20 protein-coding genes are annotated in these 21148 nt (G+C 56.6%); 12 read left to right on the forward strand and 8 right to left on the reverse strand.

Features of this window, described 5'->3' with window-relative positions; genetic code table 11:
- Positions 1-25: 25 nt before the first annotated feature.
- From RLW41_RS03160 to RLW41_RS03185, 6 genes are all read left to right on the forward strand, one after another.
- A complete protein-coding gene (locus RLW41_RS03160; protein ID WP_013948685.1) occupies positions 26-373 on the forward strand; it encodes an ArsR/SmtB family transcription factor in 348 nt (115 codons plus the stop codon).
- The gene (locus tag RLW41_RS03165) at positions 370-894 is read left to right on the forward strand and encodes an arsenate reductase ArsC (protein WP_409560730.1); all 525 of its coding nucleotides are present in this window, start codon (positions 370-372) and stop codon (positions 892-894) included. The genes RLW41_RS03160 and RLW41_RS03165 overlap by 4 nt, the downstream gene beginning before the upstream one ends.
- Positions 895-896: 2 nt before the next feature.
- Positions 897-1961 (forward strand): ACR3 family arsenite efflux transporter, encoded by a 1065-nt coding sequence (gene arsB, locus RLW41_RS03170; RefSeq protein ID WP_414463458.1) that lies wholly within the window; start codon positions 897-899, stop codon positions 1959-1961.
- 3 nt (positions 1962-1964) lie between these two features.
- Positions 1965-2378, forward strand: coding sequence for an arsenate reductase (glutaredoxin) (gene arsC / locus RLW41_RS03175; RefSeq protein WP_409560732.1), 414 nt, complete (start codon positions 1965-1967; stop codon positions 2376-2378).
- Positions 2375-3118 carry an arsenical resistance protein ArsH gene (gene arsH / locus RLW41_RS03180; RefSeq protein WP_414463459.1) on the forward strand — a complete coding sequence of 248 codons (744 nt, stop codon included), beginning with the start codon at positions 2375-2377 and terminating at the stop codon, positions 3116-3118. The genes arsC and arsH overlap by 4 nt, the downstream gene beginning before the upstream one ends.
- 283 nt (positions 3119-3401) lie before the next feature.
- Positions 3402-3974, forward strand: a complete 573-nt coding sequence (locus RLW41_RS03185; protein WP_414463460.1) for a hypothetical protein — start codon at positions 3402-3404, stop codon at positions 3972-3974.
- A gap of 154 nt (positions 3975-4128) precedes the next feature.
- On the opposite strand, the gene RLW41_RS03190 is transcribed toward RLW41_RS03185, so the two are convergent.
- Positions 4129-4857: a c-type cytochrome gene (locus RLW41_RS03190; protein WP_414463461.1), complete on the reverse strand. Its 729-nt coding sequence runs from the start codon at positions 4855-4857 to the stop codon at positions 4129-4131.
- A gap of 573 nt (positions 4858-5430) precedes the next feature.
- On the opposite strand from RLW41_RS03190, the gene RLW41_RS03195 reads away from it, so the two are divergent.
- Positions 5431-6585, forward strand: coding sequence for an SEL1-like repeat protein (locus RLW41_RS03195; RefSeq protein WP_414463462.1), 1155 nt, complete (start codon positions 5431-5433; stop codon positions 6583-6585).
- A gap of 41 nt (positions 6586-6626) precedes the next feature.
- On the opposite strand, the gene arcC is transcribed toward RLW41_RS03195, so the two are convergent.
- From arcC to ptcA, 4 genes are read right to left on the reverse strand one after another with little or no spacing between them, the layout of a single operon-like run.
- Positions 6627-7529: a carbamate kinase gene (gene arcC, locus RLW41_RS03200; protein WP_414463463.1), complete on the reverse strand. Its 903-nt coding sequence runs from the start codon at positions 7527-7529 to the stop codon at positions 6627-6629.
- A 3-nt stretch (positions 7530-7532) separates the two neighbouring features.
- Positions 7533-8657 (reverse strand): agmatine deiminase, encoded by a 1125-nt coding sequence (gene aguA, locus RLW41_RS03205; RefSeq protein ID WP_409560738.1) that lies wholly within the window; start codon positions 8655-8657, stop codon positions 7533-7535.
- Positions 8650-10074, reverse strand: a complete 1425-nt coding sequence (locus RLW41_RS03210) for an APC family permease (protein ID WP_414463464.1) — start codon at positions 10072-10074, stop codon at positions 8650-8652. Before RLW41_RS03210 ends, aguA begins: the two co-directional genes overlap by 8 nt.
- 20 nt (positions 10075-10094) lie before the next feature.
- Positions 10095-11126 carry a putrescine carbamoyltransferase gene (gene ptcA / locus RLW41_RS03215; RefSeq protein ID WP_414463465.1) on the reverse strand — a complete coding sequence of 344 codons (1032 nt, stop codon included), beginning with the start codon at positions 11124-11126 and terminating at the stop codon, positions 10095-10097.
- A gap of 552 nt (positions 11127-11678) precedes the next feature.
- On the opposite strand from ptcA, the gene RLW41_RS03220 reads away from it, so the two are divergent.
- Together RLW41_RS03220 and RLW41_RS03225 are read left to right on the forward strand one after the other, a co-directional pair.
- Positions 11679-12248 (forward strand): HdeD family acid-resistance protein, encoded by a 570-nt coding sequence (locus RLW41_RS03220; RefSeq protein ID WP_409560741.1) that lies wholly within the window; start codon positions 11679-11681, stop codon positions 12246-12248.
- A gap of 226 nt (positions 12249-12474) precedes the next feature.
- Positions 12475-14307: a metallophosphoesterase family protein gene (locus RLW41_RS03225; RefSeq protein ID WP_414463466.1), complete on the forward strand. Its 1833-nt coding sequence runs from the start codon at positions 12475-12477 to the stop codon at positions 14305-14307.
- Here RLW41_RS03225 and RLW41_RS03230 read toward each other — a convergent pair.
- A complete protein-coding gene (locus RLW41_RS03230; protein ID WP_414463467.1) occupies positions 14207-15223 on the reverse strand; it encodes an AI-2E family transporter in 1017 nt (338 codons plus the stop codon). The two genes, RLW41_RS03225 and RLW41_RS03230, sit on opposite strands and share 101 nt — an antisense overlap.
- Before the next feature lie 331 nt (positions 15224-15554).
- Between RLW41_RS03230 and RLW41_RS03235 the strand changes: the two genes are divergently transcribed.
- The 3 genes from RLW41_RS03235 (at position 15555) to RLW41_RS03245 (ending at position 17029) form a co-directional block, all read left to right on the forward strand.
- A complete protein-coding gene (locus RLW41_RS03235) occupies positions 15555-15839 on the forward strand; it encodes a hypothetical protein (RefSeq protein WP_409560744.1) in 285 nt (94 codons plus the stop codon).
- Between the two features lie 334 nt (positions 15840-16173).
- Positions 16174-16365: a hypothetical protein gene (locus RLW41_RS03240; RefSeq protein ID WP_414463468.1), complete on the forward strand. Its 192-nt coding sequence runs from the start codon at positions 16174-16176 to the stop codon at positions 16363-16365.
- Positions 16352-17029 (forward strand): YceI family protein, encoded by a 678-nt coding sequence (locus tag RLW41_RS03245; protein ID WP_409560745.1) that lies wholly within the window; start codon positions 16352-16354, stop codon positions 17027-17029. The genes RLW41_RS03240 and RLW41_RS03245 overlap by 14 nt, the downstream gene beginning before the upstream one ends.
- A 78-nt stretch (positions 17030-17107) precedes the next feature.
- Here RLW41_RS03245 and RLW41_RS03250 read toward each other — a convergent pair whose 3' ends face one another.
- Positions 17108-18790, reverse strand: a complete 1683-nt coding sequence (locus RLW41_RS03250; RefSeq protein WP_414463469.1) for a hypothetical protein — start codon at positions 18788-18790, stop codon at positions 17108-17110.
- A gap of 125 nt (positions 18791-18915) precedes the next feature.
- Positions 18916-20790, reverse strand: coding sequence for a multiheme c-type cytochrome (locus tag RLW41_RS03255; protein WP_414463470.1), 1875 nt, complete (start codon positions 20788-20790; stop codon positions 18916-18918).
- Positions 20791-21148 lie beyond the last annotated feature (358 nt).

The following is a 21148-nucleotide window of genomic DNA, read 5'->3' on the forward strand; positions in this document are numbered from 1 at the left end:
TCAATAATTCTTGTATTGTCAATTTATGAACACTGATGAAGCTGTCACTCGTCTCGCGGCGTTGGCCCACGATCAGCGCCTCGCTATCTTCCGGCTCCTGGTGCGGGAGGGCCCAAACGGGCTGCCTGCAGGTGAGATCGCTGAAGCTGTTGGCGCCACCCCAACAGGAGCGTCATTTCATCTTAAAGAATTGGACCGCGCCGGACTAATCCATGCCACGCGCGTTGGCCGGTACATCCGCTATGCGGCGCACTTTGAGGGAATGCGACAACTCTTGAGCTTTCTCACCGACGACTGCTGCCAGGGAAATCCGGAGCTTTGCGGCTCGACAATCAAAAAGGCGCGTAAGCTGTGTAAGGGAGAAGCGAAATGAACCGAGATCGACCGTATAACGTCCTCTTTCTCTGCACCGGCAATTCCGCCCGTTCCATCATGGGCGAGGCCATCATCAACCGCATCGGGGCAGGGAAGTTCAAAGGCTACAGCGCGGGCAGCATGCCAAAAGGTGAGGTTCACCCGCTGGCCGTCAATCTTCTGAATAAGCTCAACTATGGCACCGGTTCTCTCCGCTCAAAGTCCTGGGAGGAGTTCACGGCAGCCGGTGCACCTGAATTGGATTTCGTCTTTACCGTTTGCGATAACGCCGCCAACGAAGTTTGCCCGATCTGGCCGGGGCAGCCGATGACAGCGCACTGGGGCCTGCCGGACCCCGCCGAGGCTCAGGGGGATGAAGCTCAGCGAGCGCTCGCCTTCGCCGATACGTACCGCATGCTCAACAACCGGATTGGCATTTTCACCAGTTTGCCGCTCGCGTCACTCGACGAACTCAGCCTCCAGAATCGCCTCAACGATATTGGCCGATTGAAAGCTTCAGCCGTGCCGGAGAGAGCCTGAGCATGTCAACCTTCGAACGCTATCTGACAGTATGGGTCGCGCTCTGCATCGTTTTCGGCATCGCGCTTGGTCATTTCTTTCCCGTTGCCTTTGCGGAGATCGCCGCGGCGGAAGTGGCCAACGTGAACTTCGTCGTCGCGGCGCTGATCTGGTTGATGATCATTCCGATGCTGGTGAAGATCGATTTCTCAGCGCTGTCCAAAGTGAAAGCTCATTGGCGCGGCATCGGCGTCACGCTTTTCGTCAATTGGGCGGTAAAGCCGTTCTCGATGGCGCTGCTGGGCTGGATCTTCGTCGGCTGGATATTCCGGCCGTGCCTACCAGCCGAGGAGATCAACAGCTATATCGCCGGCCTCATTCTCCTCGCCGCTGCGCCGTGTACGGCCATGGTGTTCGTGTGGAGCAACCTCTCTGACGGCGAGCCGCATTTCACCTTGAGCCAAGTGGCACTCAACGACGTGATCATGGTTTTCGCGTTCGCGCCGATTGTCGGTCTGCTGCTAGGTCTTTCGGCAATCACGGTGCCTTGGAACACGCTCCTCTTGTCGGTCGCCCTTTACATTGTGGTGCCGGTCATCATCGCGCAGGTGATCCGCAGCCTCGTCCTCTCGACCGGTGGCCAGGGGGCGCTGAACGCATTGCTTCGGCGCATTCAGCCTCTGTCCCTCGTGGCCCTGCTCACCACGCTGGTCTTGCTATTCGGCTTTCAGGGCGAGCAGATCTTGGCGCAGCCATTGATCATCGCCATGCTGGCGGTACCCATTCTCATCCAGGTCTATTTCAACTCGGCGCTCGCCTACCTTCTCAACCGCGCGTCAGGCGAAGCTCATTGCGTGGCGGGACCCTCCGCGCTAATCGGCGCCAGCAACTTCTTCGAGCTGGCAGTCGCCGCCGCGATCAGCCTCTTTGGGCTACACTCCGGCGCAGCGCTCGCCACCGTCGTTGGCGTGCTGATCGAGGTCCCCGTGATGTTGTCTGTGGTGAAGATCGTCAATTCGTCGCGCGACTGGTACGAGGCCGGTCGGACGGTCAGAAAGCATGGCCTGTCCGCGCAAGCAGGAGAATGAGCGATGGCTATCACCATCTACCACAACCCAGCCTGCGGCACTTCCCGCAACACGCTGGCGATGATCCGCCAGAGCGGCGAGGAGCCGGAGATCATTGAATACCTCAAGACGCCGCCTTCGCGCACAACACTGGTGGACCTGATGAGGCGCATGGACATCACTCCCCGCGAGCTGCTCCGCCAAAAGGGAACGCCCTTTGCGGAACTTGACCTGGGCAATGCCAAGTGGACCGACGATCAACTCATTGATTTCATGATGGAGCACCCTATCCTCATCAACCGGCCGATCGTTGTCACACCGATAGGCGTGAAGCTGTGCCGGCCATCGGAGAAGGTGCTCGACATCCTGGCGGAGCCGAACATCGGCAACTTCACCAAAGAGGACGGCGAAGTGATTGCGGCAAGAAAGAAGGCTTGATGAGCAAGAACGGCGCCAGCGACCTGCCCAACATCGCGCACGAGCATCTGCACATTCCCGCCCATGATAAGCTCGCCGTGGCGGGTAGCCATAAGCCGCGTATCCTTTTGCTCTACGGTTCACTACGCGCGCGGTCGTACAGCCGCTTTCTCACGATGGAAGCGGCGCGATTGCTGGAGCATTTCGGGGCCGAAACGAAGATCTTTCACGCGCATGGCTTACCGCTGCCAGATGACGCGCCGGCAACCCACCCCAAAGTGCAGGAATTGCGCGAGCTTGCCGCCTGGTCCGAGGGCCAGGTTTGGTGCTCGCCGGAACGGCACGGTGCGATAAGCGGCGTGATGAAGTCACAGATCGATTGGATACCTTTGTCTACGGGCGCTATTCGTCCCACCCAGGGCAAGACGCTGGCCGTGATGCAGGTCAGCGGCGGCTCTCAGTCCTTCAATGCCGTGAACCAGATGCGCGTGCTGGGCCGCTGGATGCGGATGATCACCATCCCGAACCAGTCTTCCGTCGCGAAGGCCTTCAATGAATTCGACGAGGACGGCCGCATGAAGCCGTCAGCGTATTACGACCGCGTTGTAGATGTGATGGAGGAGCTGGTGAAGTTCACCCTGCTTACCCGCGACCGCGCTGATTATCTTGTCGACCGTTACAGTGAAAGGAAGGAAAGCGCCGAGGAACTGTCGCGTCGCGTGAACCTGCCCTCGGCCGTGAACGACACGCCGCGGCGGTAAAACCTTTAAACGACCGCTCGTTCGGACACTCATTACGCCGAGTTCCTTACGCCGAGTTCCGCCACTCGAATGGTGCAAATATAGCGTCTCGTCCGAGATGCATAGAAAACAGACTCAGAAATGCATTTGTGGCCTCCAGGCGCACCCCAAGTCGTCGTCCCTAAGTGGTAGAAATGCCATTTCGCACTTCGGCCAAGCGAACACACCCTCCAGTGGGTCGCACAAGCCTGCTTAAGCCTTATATTATCATCGCCACCGCAGGTTCGGATTGGGACTCGGGCTTATGGCAACAAGCAACACTGACGACAAGATATCGAACGCCAACGGCGTCATCGAGCTGCGGATTCAAAAGCTGGCGCAGCTTTTTAACTCGCTCGACCCATCGCCTTTTCACGAGCGGGATCTGGATCAAGATGCCGAAGATTACATCGTCGGCTGGGCACGCGAGTTACCATCAGATGTGCCTCTGAAGATTGTTATCCATTTGCCCGACGAGGCGATGCATGATGCTCAAAAGTGGGAGCTTCCGTCGGCGCTGGCAAACTACTTCACAGAACGCGCGCAATTTGCGCAACGCGAACTAAATGAGCTGTTTAGAATCGGACGTCTCTATTTATTCGTGGGCTCCGCCACCCTTGTGGCGTGTCTCCTCGGCAGCCAATTGGTGCGAAGCACGCTCGGCGCAGGGCCGCTTGCGGCCATCGTCTCCGAGAGCTTAGTCTTCTTTGGATGGGTCGCCAATTGGAAGCCGATCGAGACTTTTCTTTACGATTGGTTGCCGCTGAAGCGCCGGCGAGATCTGTTTCTTAGACTGGCGCAAGCGACTGTGCACCTGGAGAGAATTCCGTCGGGATGATCGTGGAGCTGCTCTCAAAAGAGCGTGCAATCGACGGACGTCGCAGGCCTCGGCGCGTCGATACGTTAGGGACCAACATCAACTGCCGAAGAACTTGTCAGGTCACGGCTACAATGAACTCATGCTAACAATGATGCCGAGACTGGCATTGGGTTCACTGTGCCTGCTGGCTCTCCAAATAGGAGACCAGCTGATCAATTTCACGATCAGCGGCATCAGGTGGCATGTTCTCGTAGAAATAGCCTTCCCACGCAAGCAGCCGCATTGTTCCGTGCCCACTGATGCCGCCATCGCGGATAATTCGTTCCACCCTTCCTCTGGGGAACCAACCACCGTTGCGCTTGGAGATTTGGGTTAGATCGGGAGCGGGCTTCTTCAGCGCTTCAGCAAACATCCCAGGGCCTACGCCTATTCCATGGCATAAGGCGCAGTAGGTTCGGTACGTTTGTTCGCCCGCTTTGAACCTCTGATCGGGAATCGCCTTTGGCGCTTCATCGATAGTTTCCCGAGCTTTGCCGAGGACATCCTTCGTCGCATCTTCGGTCTTATCGAATAGCTCATCCGCGCTTCGTTGCGCCTTGTCCAAGACTTCCGTCGTTTTATGGTGAACATTGTCAATGGAACGCGGAATGACAATTCGCGCTTTGTCGATTGCGTCTTTGACTGCTCGCCTTGCCTTTTCGATTGCGTTCAAAGCGGCTTTCTTGGCGACATCAATGGCCGCTTTAGCATCTTCCCCGGCATCCGTTGGAGTTTCGGATGTGGTTTGCGCAGATTGAAATTGCTCGGAGAATGCCGCAGGGCTACGGACCAACAGAAGCCCAAAAACTCCTATCGCGATTGCGACGTAATGAAATGGCGTGTGATTCCCGCTCTTGGACATGACGAAACCTCCCGAGCAATGAATGGCTTCGAGGCTCGCATATGCACTGCCAGTGATGCTTGATTCACATCAATCAAATCTGCTCGAGAGCTGAGGCTCATAGGGAAGCCTCTTCTTTGAAAGATGTCGTCGCGAAGGAGCAACCGAGTCGGCACGATCGATATCCGCGGCCGAGATGTACCAGCCGTTTGAAATCAATTTTTAGCTGGGCTAGCATCACGCGAGCCTAGAAGGTTGGCTCAAAATTACTTGGAACTGCGTCTGAAAACGGCCATTTAAATGGCCACGCCATTCCATTTTATCAATGAAAACCAATGTCTTGATGCATGTCTACGGTGCCCCGCACGAGCCCGGGCGATAGGACTAAAACATTTGCCGCAGACGTCAGATGGCCATCAGCGCATGCAATGCCTTGGCCTAGCGCGAATCTTACACATCCTGCAATCGTTGGTGCCGCCGGTGATGTCATGAGCGAAGCTATTCGATGCCTCGAAGGCGATGATAGCCGTTGCAGCTACCCGCCGCATATCGCGGATCGTTTTGAACAAGCACGGCATAAGACGGAGAAGAGAATTGGCACGAATATTCGTCTTCGCCTTGGCAGCCGTGCTTATGAATTTCTTTAGTCACACGGGCGCCTACGCGAGGGACGCTGACCCGAAAGGGGTGGCACTCTGGGAAGCTGGTTCCAAGGCATACGACGACGGAAACCTAACTCAGGCGCGAGAGCTGCTGTCACACGCAGCAGACGCCGGCAATGCTTCTGCGATGAACCTTTTGGCGTCGATCCTACAGAAAGGATTGGGGGGCGACGCGGACTTACCAGCCGCTCGAAAATGGTATGAAGCGGCCGCAAATAACGGTGACCTATCAGAAGCAATGTTCAGCCTGGCCATGATGCTGCATGACGGCCAAGGCGGCCCCAAAGACGTTGCCTCTGCTCGTTCCTGGTTTGAGAAAGCAGCGAATGCCGGGAATGTCCCGGCGATGGATTGGATGGGCTATCTTTATCAGGATGGTGAGGGCGGCCCTCAAGATTTCGCGGCGGCGCGATCGTGGTTTCAGCGGGCGGCTGATCAGGGCGACGCCAACGGCTTGTACAGAATGGGCTACTATTTTGAAACCGGGAAGGGTGGCCCGGCAAATCCCCAGGGCGCGCGCGAAATGTATCAGAAGGCGGCCGAAAAGGGCCTCGTTCGGGCCATGACCTACTATGCGAAAGTTTTGTATGACGGGACCGGCGGTCGAAAGGATTTAAGCGGAGCGCGGGACTGGGCTCAAAAAGCGGCCGAAAAAGGTGATGCGGACGCTATGGGGATGCTCGCAACAATCTACGCGCACGGGCAAGGCGTTGCCGTGAATTATTCGTCGGCGCGTACATGGGCTAAGAGCGCGTCTGAAGCCGGCTGTTCGTTTGCGATGCCTCTATATGGCTTTCTCCTCGAAAGGGGCTTGGGTGGCCCTAAAAATCTTCAGGAAGCCCGCCAGTGGTACGAGAAGGCTGCCAATGCGGGTGATCGCATCGGCATGTACGACTACGGCATTGCTTTGATCCAGGGGAAAGGCGGTCCCCGCATGACGAAAGATGGCCGTGCATGGCTGCAGAAAGCCGCCGCCTTGGGAGACCCGGACGCCAAGAGATATCTGGCGCGCAAAGGAAGCGGCGGTCGTCGCACCGTTCGAAAACCTACCTATGAATCGTCACTGGGGGGATTTCTGCCCTTCTAAGGATCCACGGATCTGGTGAAATCACCTCAACGATGAGGCCGTCAGGGGAGCACAATCGTGCCACCCTTTCCACTCAATACAGACTGCACAGCGGCCAAGGATCCGATAACGGCCGCGCGACCGGTCCGTTCGGCGAAGTTGCACGCCGCGCTTACCTTCGGTCCCATTGAGCCGTCCGCGAAGCCATAGCGGCGTAAATCGAGCGATTTGATTTTTCCGATGGGCTTTTGTTGCGGCGTTCCCCAGTCGAGATAGACAGCATCAACATCAGTGAGGATGACCAGCTGATCGGCTCCAAGCTTCTCCGCAAGGAGTGCTGCGGCTAGATCCTTGTCGATGACGGCTTCGACGCCACTGACCCTGCCGTCCGGGTTGCGACGGACGGGTATGCCGCCGCCGCCGGCGCAGATGACAAGAACGCCGCTGCGAACGAGACTATCAATAATCGGGAGTTCAACGATTTCCACCGGCTGGGGAGAAGGCACAACCCTGCGAAATGACTTCCCATCTTGCGCGTACGTCCAAGAGTGCTGCTCCCGAAGCGACGCAACTTCATCTGAAGTGTAGACGGGACCAATCGGTTTCGTCGGCCGTTGAAATGCTGGATCGCTGCCATCGACGATAGTCTGTGTAATGAGCGCCGCGGTGGGACGTTCCGGGCTCGCATTTCGCAGTTCCTGAGCGACGACGTAACCGATCATCCCCTGCGACTCGGCCCCGAGCACATCGAGCGGATACGGCGGGAGCGCCTTGTAGGCATTGGCTTCAAGAGCGAGCAAGCCCACTTGAGGACCGTTTCCATGCACGATGACGATTTCATGTCCCTTACATGCCAGGGCCAATGCATCGGCAGCGGCGCGCATATTGCGCCGCTGATTTTCTGCAGACAAAGGCTCGCCGCGTTTCAACAACGCGTTCCCGCCAAGGGCAACGACAATCCGCATCTGTTATGCGGCTCCTGCCATACGGAGCAGACGTCGCCCGAGCGGCTCCTGCTGGGTGATGCAATGGATGTTGCCGCCACCAAGAAGGATCTCACGCCCAGGCACGCTTACGATCCGCCGGGTCGGAAAGAGTTTCGCCAACGCATCCTGCGCCGGATCGTCAGCTGGATCGTTGAAGCGCGGCATCACGATTACGTCGTTGGCGATGTAGAAATTGACGTATGATGCTGCGAGCCGATTGCCTGCTTCGCGCGGCAGCGTTCCAGCAACCTTATCGACTCCGGCGGCTTCTTCAGCCGTGATCAAGACTGGTTTTGGCGCGACGAGCTTGTGAATGTTCAGCCGCCTCCCGCGAGCGTCGGTCGCCTTTTCGAGCCGTTCCAAGGCCCCGGCCGAAATTGCATATTGCGGATCGGAGCGATCTTCCGTCCACGTCAGCACAACTTCTCCGGGCGCAACGAAGCGGCAGAAATTATCAGTGTGGCCGCTCGTCTCGTCGAGATAGACGCCTTTTTCCAACCAGATGATCTTCTCGAGATTGAGATAGTCACAGAGATACTTCTCGATCTCGGCACGGCTTTTATCGGGATTGCGGTTCGGATTGAGTAAGCACTCTTCTGTGGTCAAGAGCGTGCCTTGCCCGTCGACATCGATTGAACCGCCTTCGAGAATGAAGTCCGGCGCGTACCGATCATCCCTTTCGAGTTCTATGACTTTCTCACCGACGAGGTCGTCTTGATCCCAAGGGAAGTAGAGCCCTCCAGCAAGCCCACCCCAAGCATTGAATTTCCAATCGATACCCCTTACCGCGCCCGCATCATTTACGACGAATGTCGGCCCGCAATCGCGGATCCAACTGTCGTTGCTCGTCATTTCGACGAGACGTACGGACGGGTCGAGCATCTCTCGGGCGATAAGATATTGAGCGGGAGACGCACAGACAGTTACCGGCTCTCCCTGGGCGATCGCGGCGGCGACAGCCGCGAAAGCATGCTGTGCAGGCTTTGCACCACTTCGCCAGTTATCCGATCGCTCAGGCCAGAGCATCCAGCAACCAATGTGGGGCTCCCATTCCGCCGGCATCCGAAAGCCGTCCTGCTTAGGTGTCGTTGCGAGGACCTTAGACATGGGCGATCTCCTTCGTCGGTTTCGCTGGTTCGGGACGTTTGCCATGGACGAGGAATTCGCCGACGATGACCGTGAGCACGACGCCTCCGACCACGGCGCCTATGTAGGTCATATCAACCGCGCCGGGCTTGTAGATGAAGAAGACGATAGCCTGCAGGATAAAGAGCATGCAGATGCTGCTCAGCAGCACAGCAACCGGATAGCCGCCGGGAACGCGATAAGGACGTCGAATATCTGGATCATCCTTACGTAGTTTCAGGAACGAGAGGAACAGCAGGAAGTAGGGAAGCAGGAAGACGACTGACGAGAACGCGAAGGTCGTCCAGAAGAGATCTTCGGAACTTTTTGCGAGCCACCCGTAAATCAACAGCACGACGCTGGCGATGACACCGCACAGGATAGCCGAGTTGGCGGGTGTCTTATAAACAGGATGAAGCTTGGCGAAGATCGACGGCAGATCACCACGATTGGCCGCTTCGGCGGCCGATCGGTTTGCTCCGATCGACCACGTCGTCATGTTGGCGATCAATGTATAGAGCGTCATCACACATAGGGCGATGACCGGAACATTGCCGGAGATGCCTGCGCCGAAGATCTTTTGAAACGTATCCGGCAGGCCCTTAATGAGGCCGATGTCGGAAAGCGGGAGTGCGAGCAGAATGCCGACGGTTGCCAGAATGTAGAAGAACGCGATGATCGACCCCGAGCGTACGATTGCCCACGGCACGTCCCGCCCAGGATTTTCCATCTCCTCACCCGCTCCGGACATCAGCTCGAAGCCGAGGAAATTATAGATAATGACCGGAAGGAACGCGAGACTATCGCCCCAGTGCGGCGTGAGCGTCGCGAGGCTGAACTCGTTCGCGGGACCGTTATGCATTGCGTAGGCAATGCCGCCGAGGCCGAGCGCGAGCATGATAATCACTTTGAAAATGGCGCCGATATTCGGCACCCATTTCCCGACCTCCAGGGTGATGATATTGATGCCGACGGTGAGCCACGTCAGGCCCAGCGTGATGACAATCTTCGTCCACAGGCTCATATCCGGCGCAATCAATTCTGCCAGAATGCCTGCAAAGAGGATGTACACAGACGGCATCCAGAAGGCGACGTTGACCCACCAGAGCCAAGCGGTACGTCCAGCCCAGACGGGTCCGAAGGCGCGGCGAACCCAGGCATAGATGCCGCCCTCCTCCGTGTAGGTGCTGCCAAGCTCAGCAGTGATCAGACCATACGGAATGAAGAACAAGACGAGCGTGAATATCCACCAGAAGATCGATTGCACGCCGATCGAGGCCGCTGCCGTCAGCTGGTCAATGACGAGTACCGCACAGACGGTAAACAAGGTCATATCCAAGCCGTGGAGAACCTTTTGGAAGCGCGGAGGCCGCACTGCACCCGGGGCTGAGACCGCCATTGGATTATCCTCTTATGTTTTTAACTGACGAGTTCGGTTGCACGCATGTGGAAGTCATCGACCGCGCTCCGATACCGCGCGATAGCGCTTGGATCCGCGATCTTCAGGCGCGGATAGACGAAGTAGGCCAGCAGGGCCTTCTCGGTATGGAGCCGATTTTCAGATTGGTCGTAGATAATTGATTGAGGTCCATCCATGACGGCATCTGTCACCTCGACACCACGTGATGCCGGCAAACAGTGCATGAACTTGGCCTGCGCGGGAGCACGCGCGAGCAGGCTCTCGTTGACCTGATACTTCGGCATGAAAGCCCGTTCGCGATCAGGAATTTCAGCTTCCTGTCCGATCCACCACCAGAGATCCGTATAGATGAAATCGGCGTCTTTAACCGCCGCATTAACGTCATCTGTAACAGTAAGGGTGCCGCCGGACTTCGCGATATTGGCGCGGGCGATATCCTGCCAGGCCTTCGGGGCCTGATAACGCACAGGTGCAGCGTGCGTGAAATGCATGCCCATCTGCGTGCAAATCATCATCAGCGAGGAGCAAACGTTGGTCGCATCACCGACGAACGTCACATGGACGTCGGTCAGCGACTTATCCGGAAGCTTGTGCTCCATCATCGTGAAGACGTCACACACGACCTGGGTCGGATGGTTGTAGTCCGTCAAGCCATTCATGACCGGCACGGTCGAATTTGCCACGAGATCGAGAACCGTCTTGTGCTTGAGCGTTCGCGCTTCAATCACGTCGACCATACGACTGATCACCTCTGCCGTATCGCGGATGCTCTCGCGCTTGCCGAGGTGGATCTCTCCCGGTCTCAAATAGAGAGCGTGACCACCAAGCTTGGTCATCGCGACTTCGAACGAAACACGCGTGCGTGTCGATGGCTCTTCGAAGATCATGCCCAGCGACGCACCTTGAAGGAGCCGCGGGCATGCGCCTGCCTTGTCAGCTTCCTTAAGAAGGCAGACAAGGTCCATGATCCGCAGCAGCTCCTCGCGCGAGAAGTCCTGTGTGTCGATGAAGTGTCTTAAAGCTGCAGCCATCTGTCTTCTCCGTTGAACTCATCGGAGTTCTGGTTGCTCGCGCTCTTTTCGGCCTTGATGGAGGTCAACGTTCAGTCGAACGGATGCGGTCGAGGCGCGTCTCATTACGACTCGGGATTTAACGATGACGCGGCAGCCCCCCGATCCAATCACCCGCTTCAGGCGCCTTGCTTTCCCCGCCTACGAATTGGCGGCATGTGATCAGGAATTCATCAAGACAATCAATTGAGAAACAAAAGAGAAGACAGTTCCTCGGCGCGCTCTCTATAATGATGGGAGACGGGGGACACTTGGCAGCTAACAAGCAAACCAAGGAGTCCGTATCATGCAGTCTCTCCTCGCGGCCGCTTCGCCGGTAAATTCTTCTGTCTTTCATAGCGACGCCATCTATCGCAGACGATCAGATGTCCGCAAGCGCACGTCATATGCTGGGCGATGGCGCCATTAAACATTTCACGTGCCGCTTATGATCCAACGGTCGGCGCGCACTCTTTGGCGCTACTCATGGATCAGCATTTCCCGTTCCTCGTTCGATAGATTGAGAGGTTCGTCATGACCGCCAGTCCTGTTTCTGCGAGACCTACAGAGGCCTCGGACCCCAGTTGGTGGGGCGCTATCCTGGTCGGAGCCATTTTCGTCTTCGCTGGCATCTTCGTCCTGGGAGACGTCGTCGCTGCGACGGTAATCAGTACGATGCTCATTGGCATATTGCTGCTGGTGGCAGGCATATCGGAAATATTCCAAGCGTTTTCGACACAGCATTGGCGCGGCTTCATCTTGAGATTGCTTGTCGGCTTTCTTTACGGCGTCTGCGGAATAATGCTGATCACGGACCCTGCACGTGCTTCGGTTATCCTGACCTTAGTATTCGCGCTATCTCTGATCGCTTCGGGATGCGTTCGGATCGTCCAGTCGTTTCAGTATTGGGCTTTGTTCGGCCCACTACTGCTGATTTCCGGGATCATCGGCATCGTGGCAGGCCTCGTCATTCTCGCCAAATGGCCATTTAGTGGCCTGTGGGTCTTGGGACTTCTGGTCGGCATCGATCTCCTGTCTCATGGCATTTGGTGGATCTTCTTCGGAAGCCGGGTGCGTCAGGAGAACAGCGCCGCACTCGGCTGACGAACGCTGGGCGGGAGGCGGCATTTGGCACCCAGGGCGAAGGTTCGCATGGAGCCTTCATCTGGGGGGCGCCTTTTATCGTTTATTCTGTAGTGGCCACAAGCAGTCGATCCCTATCTCAGATAGAGGGAGGAAAGCGCATGGAGGCCGGAGCTGACACTTCGGCCTGCTTGCCTTAAGTGTTGCAAATCTCGTGGCTTTGCCACCCTGTCAGAGAGAAGCGACCATGCAGTCGATCATCGACCCGCGGAACGGCGATGCCGAAGACGACGGATCGAGCACAAAACGGCGAACATTGTTATCCCTTGCGGGAACGCTTCTCTCGGAAATCAGTTTGCCAAAGTTACTTGCGGCCTGGACTGCGCTGATCGTCGTTCCTGCGATCATGCTCGGAGCAGCGCCGGTTCTCGTTTCGATATGGATCGGAACGGTTTCTTCGAAGACGGCCGCGCTTTATACTGGTCTCTTCGCGCCGATCGCGTTGCTCGCCCTGATTGCGATCGGATGGTTTGGCGGCAAGCCATTATGGCGATTCGTCGAGACGAATTTCTGGTCACTGAACGCACTCGCGGTACAGCCGGCTTACGCGATTGTGCGGGAAGCGGTCCGTCAATTCGCCGAGCGCTTCATGACCGCCAGCGCTGACCAGCGAAGCCGCGGCCGCGTGCGCGCAATGAGCGCTACTGTAGCCGGCGTTCTGATTTGCGCATTTGCGATCTGGGTCTTTACGCTCGTGTGGCCGCAGACGAGGTGGACGGGCTCCGTCAGCGATCTTTCATCGCCGACCAGACTGATAGGTATCGCGCTTTGCAACAGCGTCGCCATCGTCACCGCATATCTCGCGGCGGCGGCGTTGACTTGGGGACTGGCCGATACCCTGATGGCGCAGCCGCAGGATTTTTCTCCGAGGCCCGCTTCAGCTTCAGCAACAAAACTTTGGCGCGTCGTGCACCTTTCCGACATTCATACTGTCGGCGAGAGATATGGCTTTCGCATAGAAGGAGGACGCTCCGGCCCACGCGGCAACAATCGCCTTATGCAGCTTTTGGCGAAGCTCGACGCCATTCACGCACGAACACCACTCGATTTGATCGTGATCACCGGCGATATCACAGACGCAGGCCGCTCGACCGAATGGGCGGAATTTCTCGATGCAATGACGCACTATCCGCGGCTGTTAGAACTCACCGTGATACTCCCGGGAAATCACGATCTCAATGTCGTCGACAGAGCAAATCCTGCGCGACTCGATTTGCCTCTCAGTCCCAAGATGCGATTGCGCGAAGTTCGGGCGCTTGCCGCCATAACCGAGGTGCAAGGCAAGCGTGTCCGCATTTTCGATGACGAGAGCGATCAGTCCGGCGCGAGCTTGCAAAAGTCGCTTGAGCCTTTGGAAGAGCAAATTGCAGAATTCGCCGATAGCGGCGCCATGCGCCTATCATGGCGCCTCGCAAACGTTTGGGCGCAAAGCTTTCCGATGATTCTGCCGCCGCAGACGCCGGACGGGCTCGGCGTCATCCTGATGGATTCGAATGCCGAGACCCATTTCTCGTTCACGAATGCGCTCGGCCTTGTGACCACCGAGCAAATACATGCGGCCGACAAGGTCTTCGCGCAATATCCCAATGCCTACTGGATCGTTGCGCTTCATCATCACGTCGTCGAGTATCCCAAAGCCTCGAAGGCGCTTTCGGAGCGGATTGGCACGGCTCTGATCAATGGCAGCTGGTTCGTTCGTCGGATGCAACGACATGGGAAGAAGATCATCGTCATGCACGGCCATCGTCATATCGATTGGATCGGGCGCTGTGGCGAGCTGACGATCGTCTCTGCTCCGTCGCCAGTGATGGACGTGACCGACGATAAAGATACCTATTTTTATATCCATACGCTCGGCGCGGGACCGGACGGGCGATTTACCCTCTTCACGCCGGAGCGCGTTGTTCTTTCTGGCGCCCTCAATCCTGTGTCCCAGGCCCCCGCAGCGGCGGTGCGCCGAAAAGATCCGCAATCCAACGCGTCGACGAATGAACCTCACACAGCGAAAGAAGCACTATGACGATCGGTACGCCAATGAAGGCTCCGGGAAGCCCCCAGAGGAACGTCCAGAAGAAGACTGAAAATAGGACGATGAAAGGCGATATCGACAATGCGTTCCCGACGAACCGCGGTTCCAGATAACTTCCGACCACAAACTGGATGACGTTGAGACACGCGAAAATGGCGACGGCCGCGGGCCACGATGCAAATTGCGCGACGGCAAACACGGTCGGAAACATGGTCGCGATAAATGGGCCGATGAAAGGTATGAAGTTCAGGGCGAATGCGATCACACCCCATTCGAGCGCCAGCGGCAGCCCCGCAAGCCACGCGAACATACATACCAAAAGGCCAGTGATCGCGCTCATCTGTGTGCGGACGAGCATATAGTGACGAAGCTTGGTGGCGGCGTTCGCTCCTCCGGTCAGTAGAACTGTGCCAAGGCTTCCTTGTCGCCACGCACGAAGTCTTGCGCATGCGTCGTCAACTTCGAGCAATCCGAGCAGCACATAAATGAAGACGACAATCAGGAAGCTGAGCGCAGTATTGAGGCGTGTGGTGACTTCCTGGGCCACGCGCAACAATTGATCGCCACGGAAATAACTCGCCCATAGCCCGGCCAACTCGACACCATGACCTTCCAGCCACGACGTCAGCGAACCATAGAGAGCCTGCAGGCGGGCTGCGTCGTTCACGATAAATTGCCCCACGCGCCCCGCGGCCCAGGCAAGCAACATGGCAAAAGCGACGATCACGATGATGATCGCAGCTGTTGTTATTGCAACTGCAACGAGCCGGGCCATTCTGGCTTGCAGCAACCTCTGCAACGGCCAGGTGATGGCGATGATGAAGAGCGCGAAAGCGAGCGGCGCGAAGATCGTCTCGGCCACATATAGCGCCGCGCACGAGAGAATAGCGGCGCACACCCCCAGCATCGCAGTCTGGGAAGGGGAGTTGGTTTGTCGTGAGGGCGGCTGATGAGAATCCACGCCGTAGTATCAGCCGGCATCGTGCCTTCGGTCAAGGAGCGCTCGACACCGTCGAGAAAACTCTGCCGCGCCGCATCAAAGCATCGATTGTGACGACGGCGTTTACATGCCATTTAGGCTTTTTTAAAAAAAGCGCGAAACTAAAAGACCGTCATCGGACAAAATTGCATATTTCGCGAACGGCGTCGATGCCGCCTCCGAGCGTTGCTCGGTCTGTCCCCTATCCTTTCTCGAATACTGCCCAATGAATTCAGCGCCATTGAAGGATAAAGCTCCGATGTCCAAAAAAGTTTTGATGCTGTTCATAGCTTCGACCGTCGTTGCGACGGCCTATGTATCGGATTTGAGAGCGGGAGAACTTAACAAATTGGAGCACGATCAAGTCGGCGATTCAGCTCGCCCCGACGTGGATCCGAACGCCTCCACGGGCGGAGACTCCTCAATTGTGAAGCAGGAGGATGAGCAGATCGGCGATTCCGCCAAGCCCGACGTCGATCCCAATGCCTCTCAGGGAAACGATGAGTCGATCGTCAAGCAGGAACAGAACCAGATTCCCCATTGACGCCTTTGATCACCTTTTTCTTAACTCCATTGCGAATGGCGTCGGCGCAAAAAAATTGGCGCCGCCGCAACTCTTTCCTTACGGCGTGTTTGGCACCGGCGTCAAAATCACTGCAATGAAATTTGATTGCTCAGCGCAGAGCTGATCGGACCACGTCGGCGCGTCGCTACCAGCCTCATAAACTTTGCATTTTGACGAGGCAGCCGTCGCGCGCCAGCACTGCGTTTTCGACAAATCACGCATTTCCCGAACCCATTTTCGCCACTCTGTCGTCGCGTCGTGTCGGAGGGGAGATTGGCAGCGAGAGAGCGCACTCGCAATTGGGGGAAGCGCGATGGCCGACGTCTTTTCTGACCTCCTCATTCTGTTGCTCGGACCACTTATTTCTCTGTCCGTAGCATGGATCATTGCGATCAAAGCCCTGGCGGCTCGAGATGAGATTTCGCAGGTCGTGGCAGCCCTAACGCAGCCCAGCGGCGCGGACGCGCACGCCAAACGAGGGAGCGCGAGCAGTGAAAAACGCTAAGACCGGCAATCATGTTCATGGCGATTTCGGGACTGTCAGTGTCCGCAAGCGCCAAAATGTGCTGGAGAAGCGGGGTTATAAAAGGCCCACTTTTACGCGCGTTCTGTTTGGTGCTGCGCTTGCGATCAACTTGTTACCGGCTCCGATCGCGCAAGCGGCGCGTTTCGTATTCGATCAGCGCCGCACCGAGGTGCGCTTCATTTACAAGATCGCCTATGCAAAACAGCGCGGCCGCTTCACCAAGGTTTCCGGCACTCTCGACTACGACGAAGGCAAGCCCGGCAAGAGCAAAATCAAGGCTTTGATTGCGGCTTCCAGCCTTACGACTGGGGATACGCTCATAGACAGCGAGCTGAAGGGGGCGAGCTTTTTCAATGCCGCAACGTCGCCGGTGATAACGTTCAAGAGCGTTGAAGTGCATGCCGGATCAGCAACCTCCGCGGAGGTCGCCGGCGAGGTGACCGTTAATGGCATCACAAAGCCGGTGACGCTGAACGTCACAATTGAGCCGCACGATGATCCCGCCCTGAAGTATGACGTCGGCGCGCGCAAATTTATTGCTAAGACCCGCATTCGGCGCAGCGCGTTCAACATGGTGGACTACCAAGCCATGGTCGACGATGATGTTGATATCGAAATCGAAGCCATCGCTCGGCCGCGATAGCTCACGCCAATCACCTTTCATCTCATCCACCACGCGCCCCAACTTTTGGGGCGCTATTCGATTCCTTTGGCGAGGCGTCTAGAATTTCCTGCGGAGTTCCGTGCGGAACCCGAAGTTGTCCTCGCCACCTTCCTGGATCTGATAGGTCGCATCGGCGCGAAACAGCCACGCTCGGTCGAGCGGAATTTGGTATCGAACACCGAAGCCATATTGCGGATCTCTTACGCCGATGCCGTCGTTCTCGAATGGCTGCACGGTTGCCACTTCAAAAACAATCTGCTGGTCGAGATTGAAGAGATATTCGACGCCAAGCGCACCGCCGAACGTATTTGATGCGGTATCGTCGAGTTTCGGATAACCCGTCAGCGCGTCGGTTTCGAAGTTGATACCGACGTTCTTCAATATACCCGCATTATTGCCATCGACCAGCGGTTCAGGACTGCCGACGCCGACGAAGAAATTCGCGTAAGGCAAAAGCGTGCTCGGCAAGGGTGAGATCAGACTGTTTTCCGAGATGAAGGCAAAGCCATCTCCGCTTCCCCGACCATCGTCTCCAAAGTTAGCGAACAATCGGGTCGAATTCGAAATGGTGTTGGCATAGCGCCGGCTATAAGCCGCGGTTAGGAAGTGTTGCTCGACGGCTTCCTGACTTCCGTTGCCTTGAAGGAAGCCGTATCCCGCTTCGATATAACCGCCGTACGCATCGATGAAAGTTGTAACGCCAAACAGATTAGCGGCGTGGTTATCGACTTTGCCGTTTCGATCGATAAGGCTCGCATTATCGACGTTATCGAAGGCCGCGAAGAAGGTGAGATCGTAGTTTGACAGGCCGAGGGTGGGCGAGTTCTGCGCCGGGATTGTCACGGCGCCGCCAAGGATCGCATCGTTCGCCCAGATGCCGTTCTGCAGGAACAACGGAAAGAGCCCGACCGTGAACGGCAAATCGAAGCCAGCATATTTCCCTGTCACGCCCGAATAAATTGACCCAACATCACCCTCGAAAAACAACGTCTGCGGATCAAGATCGATTTCGTCGGTAAACTTCTGATCGCCATCGTTACCGCCGAACTCGAAGCGAGTGAATTTCGCATTCCCGTCCTGAAACGGCGTAAAGAACGCATGGATTCGCTCGGTCGCAGTGATCTTGAAATCGACGTCGAGGTTCAAGCGGGTTGCGACCTGCGCGATATCCTTGCCGTTGTTCTTGTTGTACGCGATCGCCGTTCGCCAATCGCCATAGACGGATAGCCCCGGAAGCAGCGGATTCAGCTTGCCGAACAGCGTGCTGCTCTCGTCGTATATCCCCGACGTGTACTGCTCACGACCGATTTCCAAAAGCGGGCGTGGTGGCTCAACTGCGGTTTTACCGCCGTAGATATCCGCCTGCCTCTTGGCATCGTACTTTTTGTTGTATTGCGGATCGGGACGGAAGGCGCCCTTGGTCGATGTCTTTTTCTTGCGCGGCTTTGCATTCGCTTCCGCGGGTGTATTCGCCTTACCATCGCCGGGAACGTCAGCGCCGAGATATTGCTTCGGAACGATCGTTTCGTTGTGGCGCTTTATTTCCGGCTTCCACTCCGACGTTTCTTTTCCGGACGCCCCCTCGACATCGTCCCGCTCGCGCGCGTCGTTGCGTTCCTCGGAAAGAATCGTCTCTGCAGGCGAACCTGAGATCATAAGATTGCCGCCCGCGATCAAAGCCGCAATGGCCGTTGCCGTCCCGGCGTAAGATCGCAAGTTGCCTTTTACGGCAGAAGTCATGCTGAAGCTCCCACTTCATGCCTCCGGCCAGCGCTTCACCGCAGGCAGGAGGATTCAGAGAGGCTTCGGACCCGCGTCTTTGGACCATTCCTTCGATCCAAATCCGAAACGCTCGGTTCTCGGCGTTAGCCCTTTACGTCGACATCAACCGCGAAGTCGTGGAAGTTCATGATGCGCTCGTTCATGCTCCGCTCCATATCTTTGGTGGCGCCGACAAAGCGCATGAAATAGATCGGCTCGGCGCGGCTTCGCATGCGGAAAGCAAGGCGGTATCGACCAGGCTTGCTGATCAAATTACCTGGCACTTCATATTTGGCTTCCCTCACACCCAACGGCGTCAACGAATGGTTCTCCATGCGCACCAGCGGCGGATGATTGAGGACGGTGGTCGGGATGCTCGGCGGACGTAATTGCGGCAACGGATCAATGTCGAAATTGACCGGAAGATACATTTCGCGGTCCGTGCCCTTAACGTTGGTCGTCAGAAACTTGGTCTGAAAATTCACCAGCATCTGGTCGGTATCGATGCGGCCGGCGGCGACATCGAGACTATGCAGATCGGCCATATCGCCGTTGCTATCGACGTAACCTGACTCCCAGACATTGTTACCGTCCGGATCGACAAGCGCGACATTCACCCAAAGCTGCGGTTGTGCGCCGAGAGATCCCGACGGCAGGTTGTGGCCGGTGTTCGTGTTCTTGATCTTGTAGGAGAACGCAAGAGCCGAGCCGACCTTCGGCGTGCCTTCGATGAATGGGCCATCGACTTTGCTGCTGTTCTCCATCACCCGACGACGAAAAACATCTCGTGCGTCGAGCTTCTTCAGATTTTCGTCGATAATTTCGCGCGCGTCCTCACGATCGTTTGGATCGCTCCAGCGCTTCGGAAACGAGACTTTGATCTTGCCGTCGGCGACTTTGTCTTCGAATTTGCTCGTGCCCCAGCCAGCGCGCCAATCGAACTGCAGCCAGTCCTTAATGCTGTAGGCCTGGGCTTTGACGTTGTGCGGGAAGATGCCCGGATGAGCGATCGAATAGCCCGGTCCGATGAAACGGTGGTTGGCATGTTTACGACCTGGATTGATCTCCTTGCCGCCGACGATCGCCGACGGCGCCGTCGCATAGCCCTTCGACTGGCCGGGAACTTTGCCCATGTGACAGTCCTGGCAAGTAATCCCTGCTTTACGCGCCGGGCTATCGCGATATTGGTCCCACACGATTTCGAGCTTGATGCCGAGGTTCACGGCGACCTGATGACAACTGACGCAGAACTCCGACTTGGTGATCTGGTCGTTCGTGATCATGCCTTTATGTATGTCGTTGCCGCGGCCTTTTGCGCTCGTCTTGACCGAATAGGTTTCCTTATTCGCTATGACGTTTTTGATGACGCTTTTTTCGCCGCTGCCATAAACGGGTTCGTAAATCTTACCCGGTTCAACCCGACGCTCGCCGTTGACCCTGCCGTACTGTTCTTTAACCCGGTGGCACGTGATACAAGTGACGCCTTCACGTGAGATTTGGCTTCTAGCCCAAAGCGGAGCCTCGCGCGCTTCTCCGAGTTGCGTGCCGACCTGCTGATGGCAGCGCACACAGAAGGTGCCGACCGTCCCCTGCGTCAGCGTTTGGAACTTTTGCTCGAATTTGTGGAACATCGGTGAGATCGACGCATAAGCATGCTGCGAAGATGACCACTCTTCGTAGATCTGCTTATGGCAAGTGCCGCATTGCGCGGCGGTCGGATAAAGCTCTTCGTCGCTATTCGGACTGCCGTGCGCATCGGGTTTGCTGTTATCCAATCCGTCAGGCTTGGCTTTGCCGGCCTCCGGCCTTCGGATCTCGCCTGCGTTTTCAGCAAGCATAAGCGTGCGCGGCAGGGCTTGTGTATGCCTTGATGCGTTGTTGTTCTCCTCGGCTGCGGCTTTATACGGAGGTGCCGCAGATATGAGAGCGGCACCGGCGAACATACCGGAGAGCATTGCGAATGTTGATAATCGCGTCATGGCCTTATCCCTGTCCTCAGTACATTTCAGGGCATCATTTCAATTAGCATCGCCCCGCGAAACGACGCTGAACAGCCGTCTGGAATGGATGGCCTGCTGATTAATTGAAACGCGAAATGGGCCGCGATATGGCCGCAAATTTATTCTCTCGCCGGAACGTTCAATTCGGACAATTACTCGCCTTCGTAATTACTGATGACACTTGCTTCCTTACGGCAACACACTCCATCAGCTTGCTGATTATGTTTCCAATGCAAGCGGCTGTTTATCGGACCTTTTGTGCCGTTCGCACTCCCGTTCGCAGTAGGCCACGGCGGCCCGCGCCTAGCCTCATCTCATTGATCTAATTTTTCTCATT

Source organism: Hyphomicrobium sp. DY-1 (genome assembly GCF_047497105.1).
Taxonomy (GTDB): Bacteria; Pseudomonadota; Alphaproteobacteria; order Rhizobiales; family Hyphomicrobiaceae; genus Hyphomicrobium_B.

Coding starts and splice junctions, on each gene's coding strand:
- RLW41_RS03240 (WP_414463468.1), top strand. CDS start 16,174: ATGGCCGACGTCTTTTCTGACCTCCTCATTCTGTTGCTCGGACCACTT.
- RLW41_RS03210 (WP_414463464.1), bottom strand. CDS start 10,074: ATGGCGGTCTCAGCCCCGGGTGCAGTGCGGCCTCCGCGCTTCCAAAAG.
- RLW41_RS03165 (WP_409560730.1), top strand. CDS start 370: ATGAACCGAGATCGACCGTATAACGTCCTCTTTCTCTGCACCGGCAAT.
- RLW41_RS03190 (WP_414463461.1), bottom strand. CDS start 4,857: ATGTCCAAGAGCGGGAATCACACGCCATTTCATTACGTCGCAATCGCG.
- RLW41_RS03225 (WP_414463466.1), top strand. CDS start 12,475: ATGCAGTCGATCATCGACCCGCGGAACGGCGATGCCGAAGACGACGGA.
- RLW41_RS03255 (WP_414463470.1), bottom strand. CDS start 20,790: ATGACGCGATTATCAACATTCGCAATGCTCTCCGGTATGTTCGCCGGT.
- RLW41_RS03235 (WP_409560744.1), top strand. CDS start 15,555: ATGTCCAAAAAAGTTTTGATGCTGTTCATAGCTTCGACCGTCGTTGCG.
- arsC (WP_409560732.1), top strand. CDS start 1,965: ATGGCTATCACCATCTACCACAACCCAGCCTGCGGCACTTCCCGCAAC.
- aguA (WP_409560738.1), bottom strand. CDS start 8,657: ATGTCTAAGGTCCTCGCAACGACACCTAAGCAGGACGGCTTTCGGATG.
- RLW41_RS03160 (WP_013948685.1), top strand. CDS start 26: ATGAACACTGATGAAGCTGTCACTCGTCTCGCGGCGTTGGCCCACGAT.
- RLW41_RS03250 (WP_414463469.1), bottom strand. CDS start 18,790: ATGACTTCTGCCGTAAAAGGCAACTTGCGATCTTACGCCGGGACGGCA.
- RLW41_RS03220 (WP_409560741.1), top strand. CDS start 11,679: ATGACCGCCAGTCCTGTTTCTGCGAGACCTACAGAGGCCTCGGACCCC.
- RLW41_RS03230 (WP_414463467.1), bottom strand. CDS start 15,223: ATGCTGGGGGTGTGCGCCGCTATTCTCTCGTGCGCGGCGCTATATGTG.
- arcC (WP_414463463.1), bottom strand. CDS start 7,529: ATGCGGATTGTCGTTGCCCTTGGCGGGAACGCGTTGTTGAAACGCGGC.
- RLW41_RS03185 (WP_414463460.1), top strand. CDS start 3,402: ATGGCAACAAGCAACACTGACGACAAGATATCGAACGCCAACGGCGTC.
- ptcA (WP_414463465.1), bottom strand. CDS start 11,126: ATGGCTGCAGCTTTAAGACACTTCATCGACACACAGGACTTCTCGCGC.
- arsB (WP_414463458.1), top strand. CDS start 897: ATGTCAACCTTCGAACGCTATCTGACAGTATGGGTCGCGCTCTGCATC.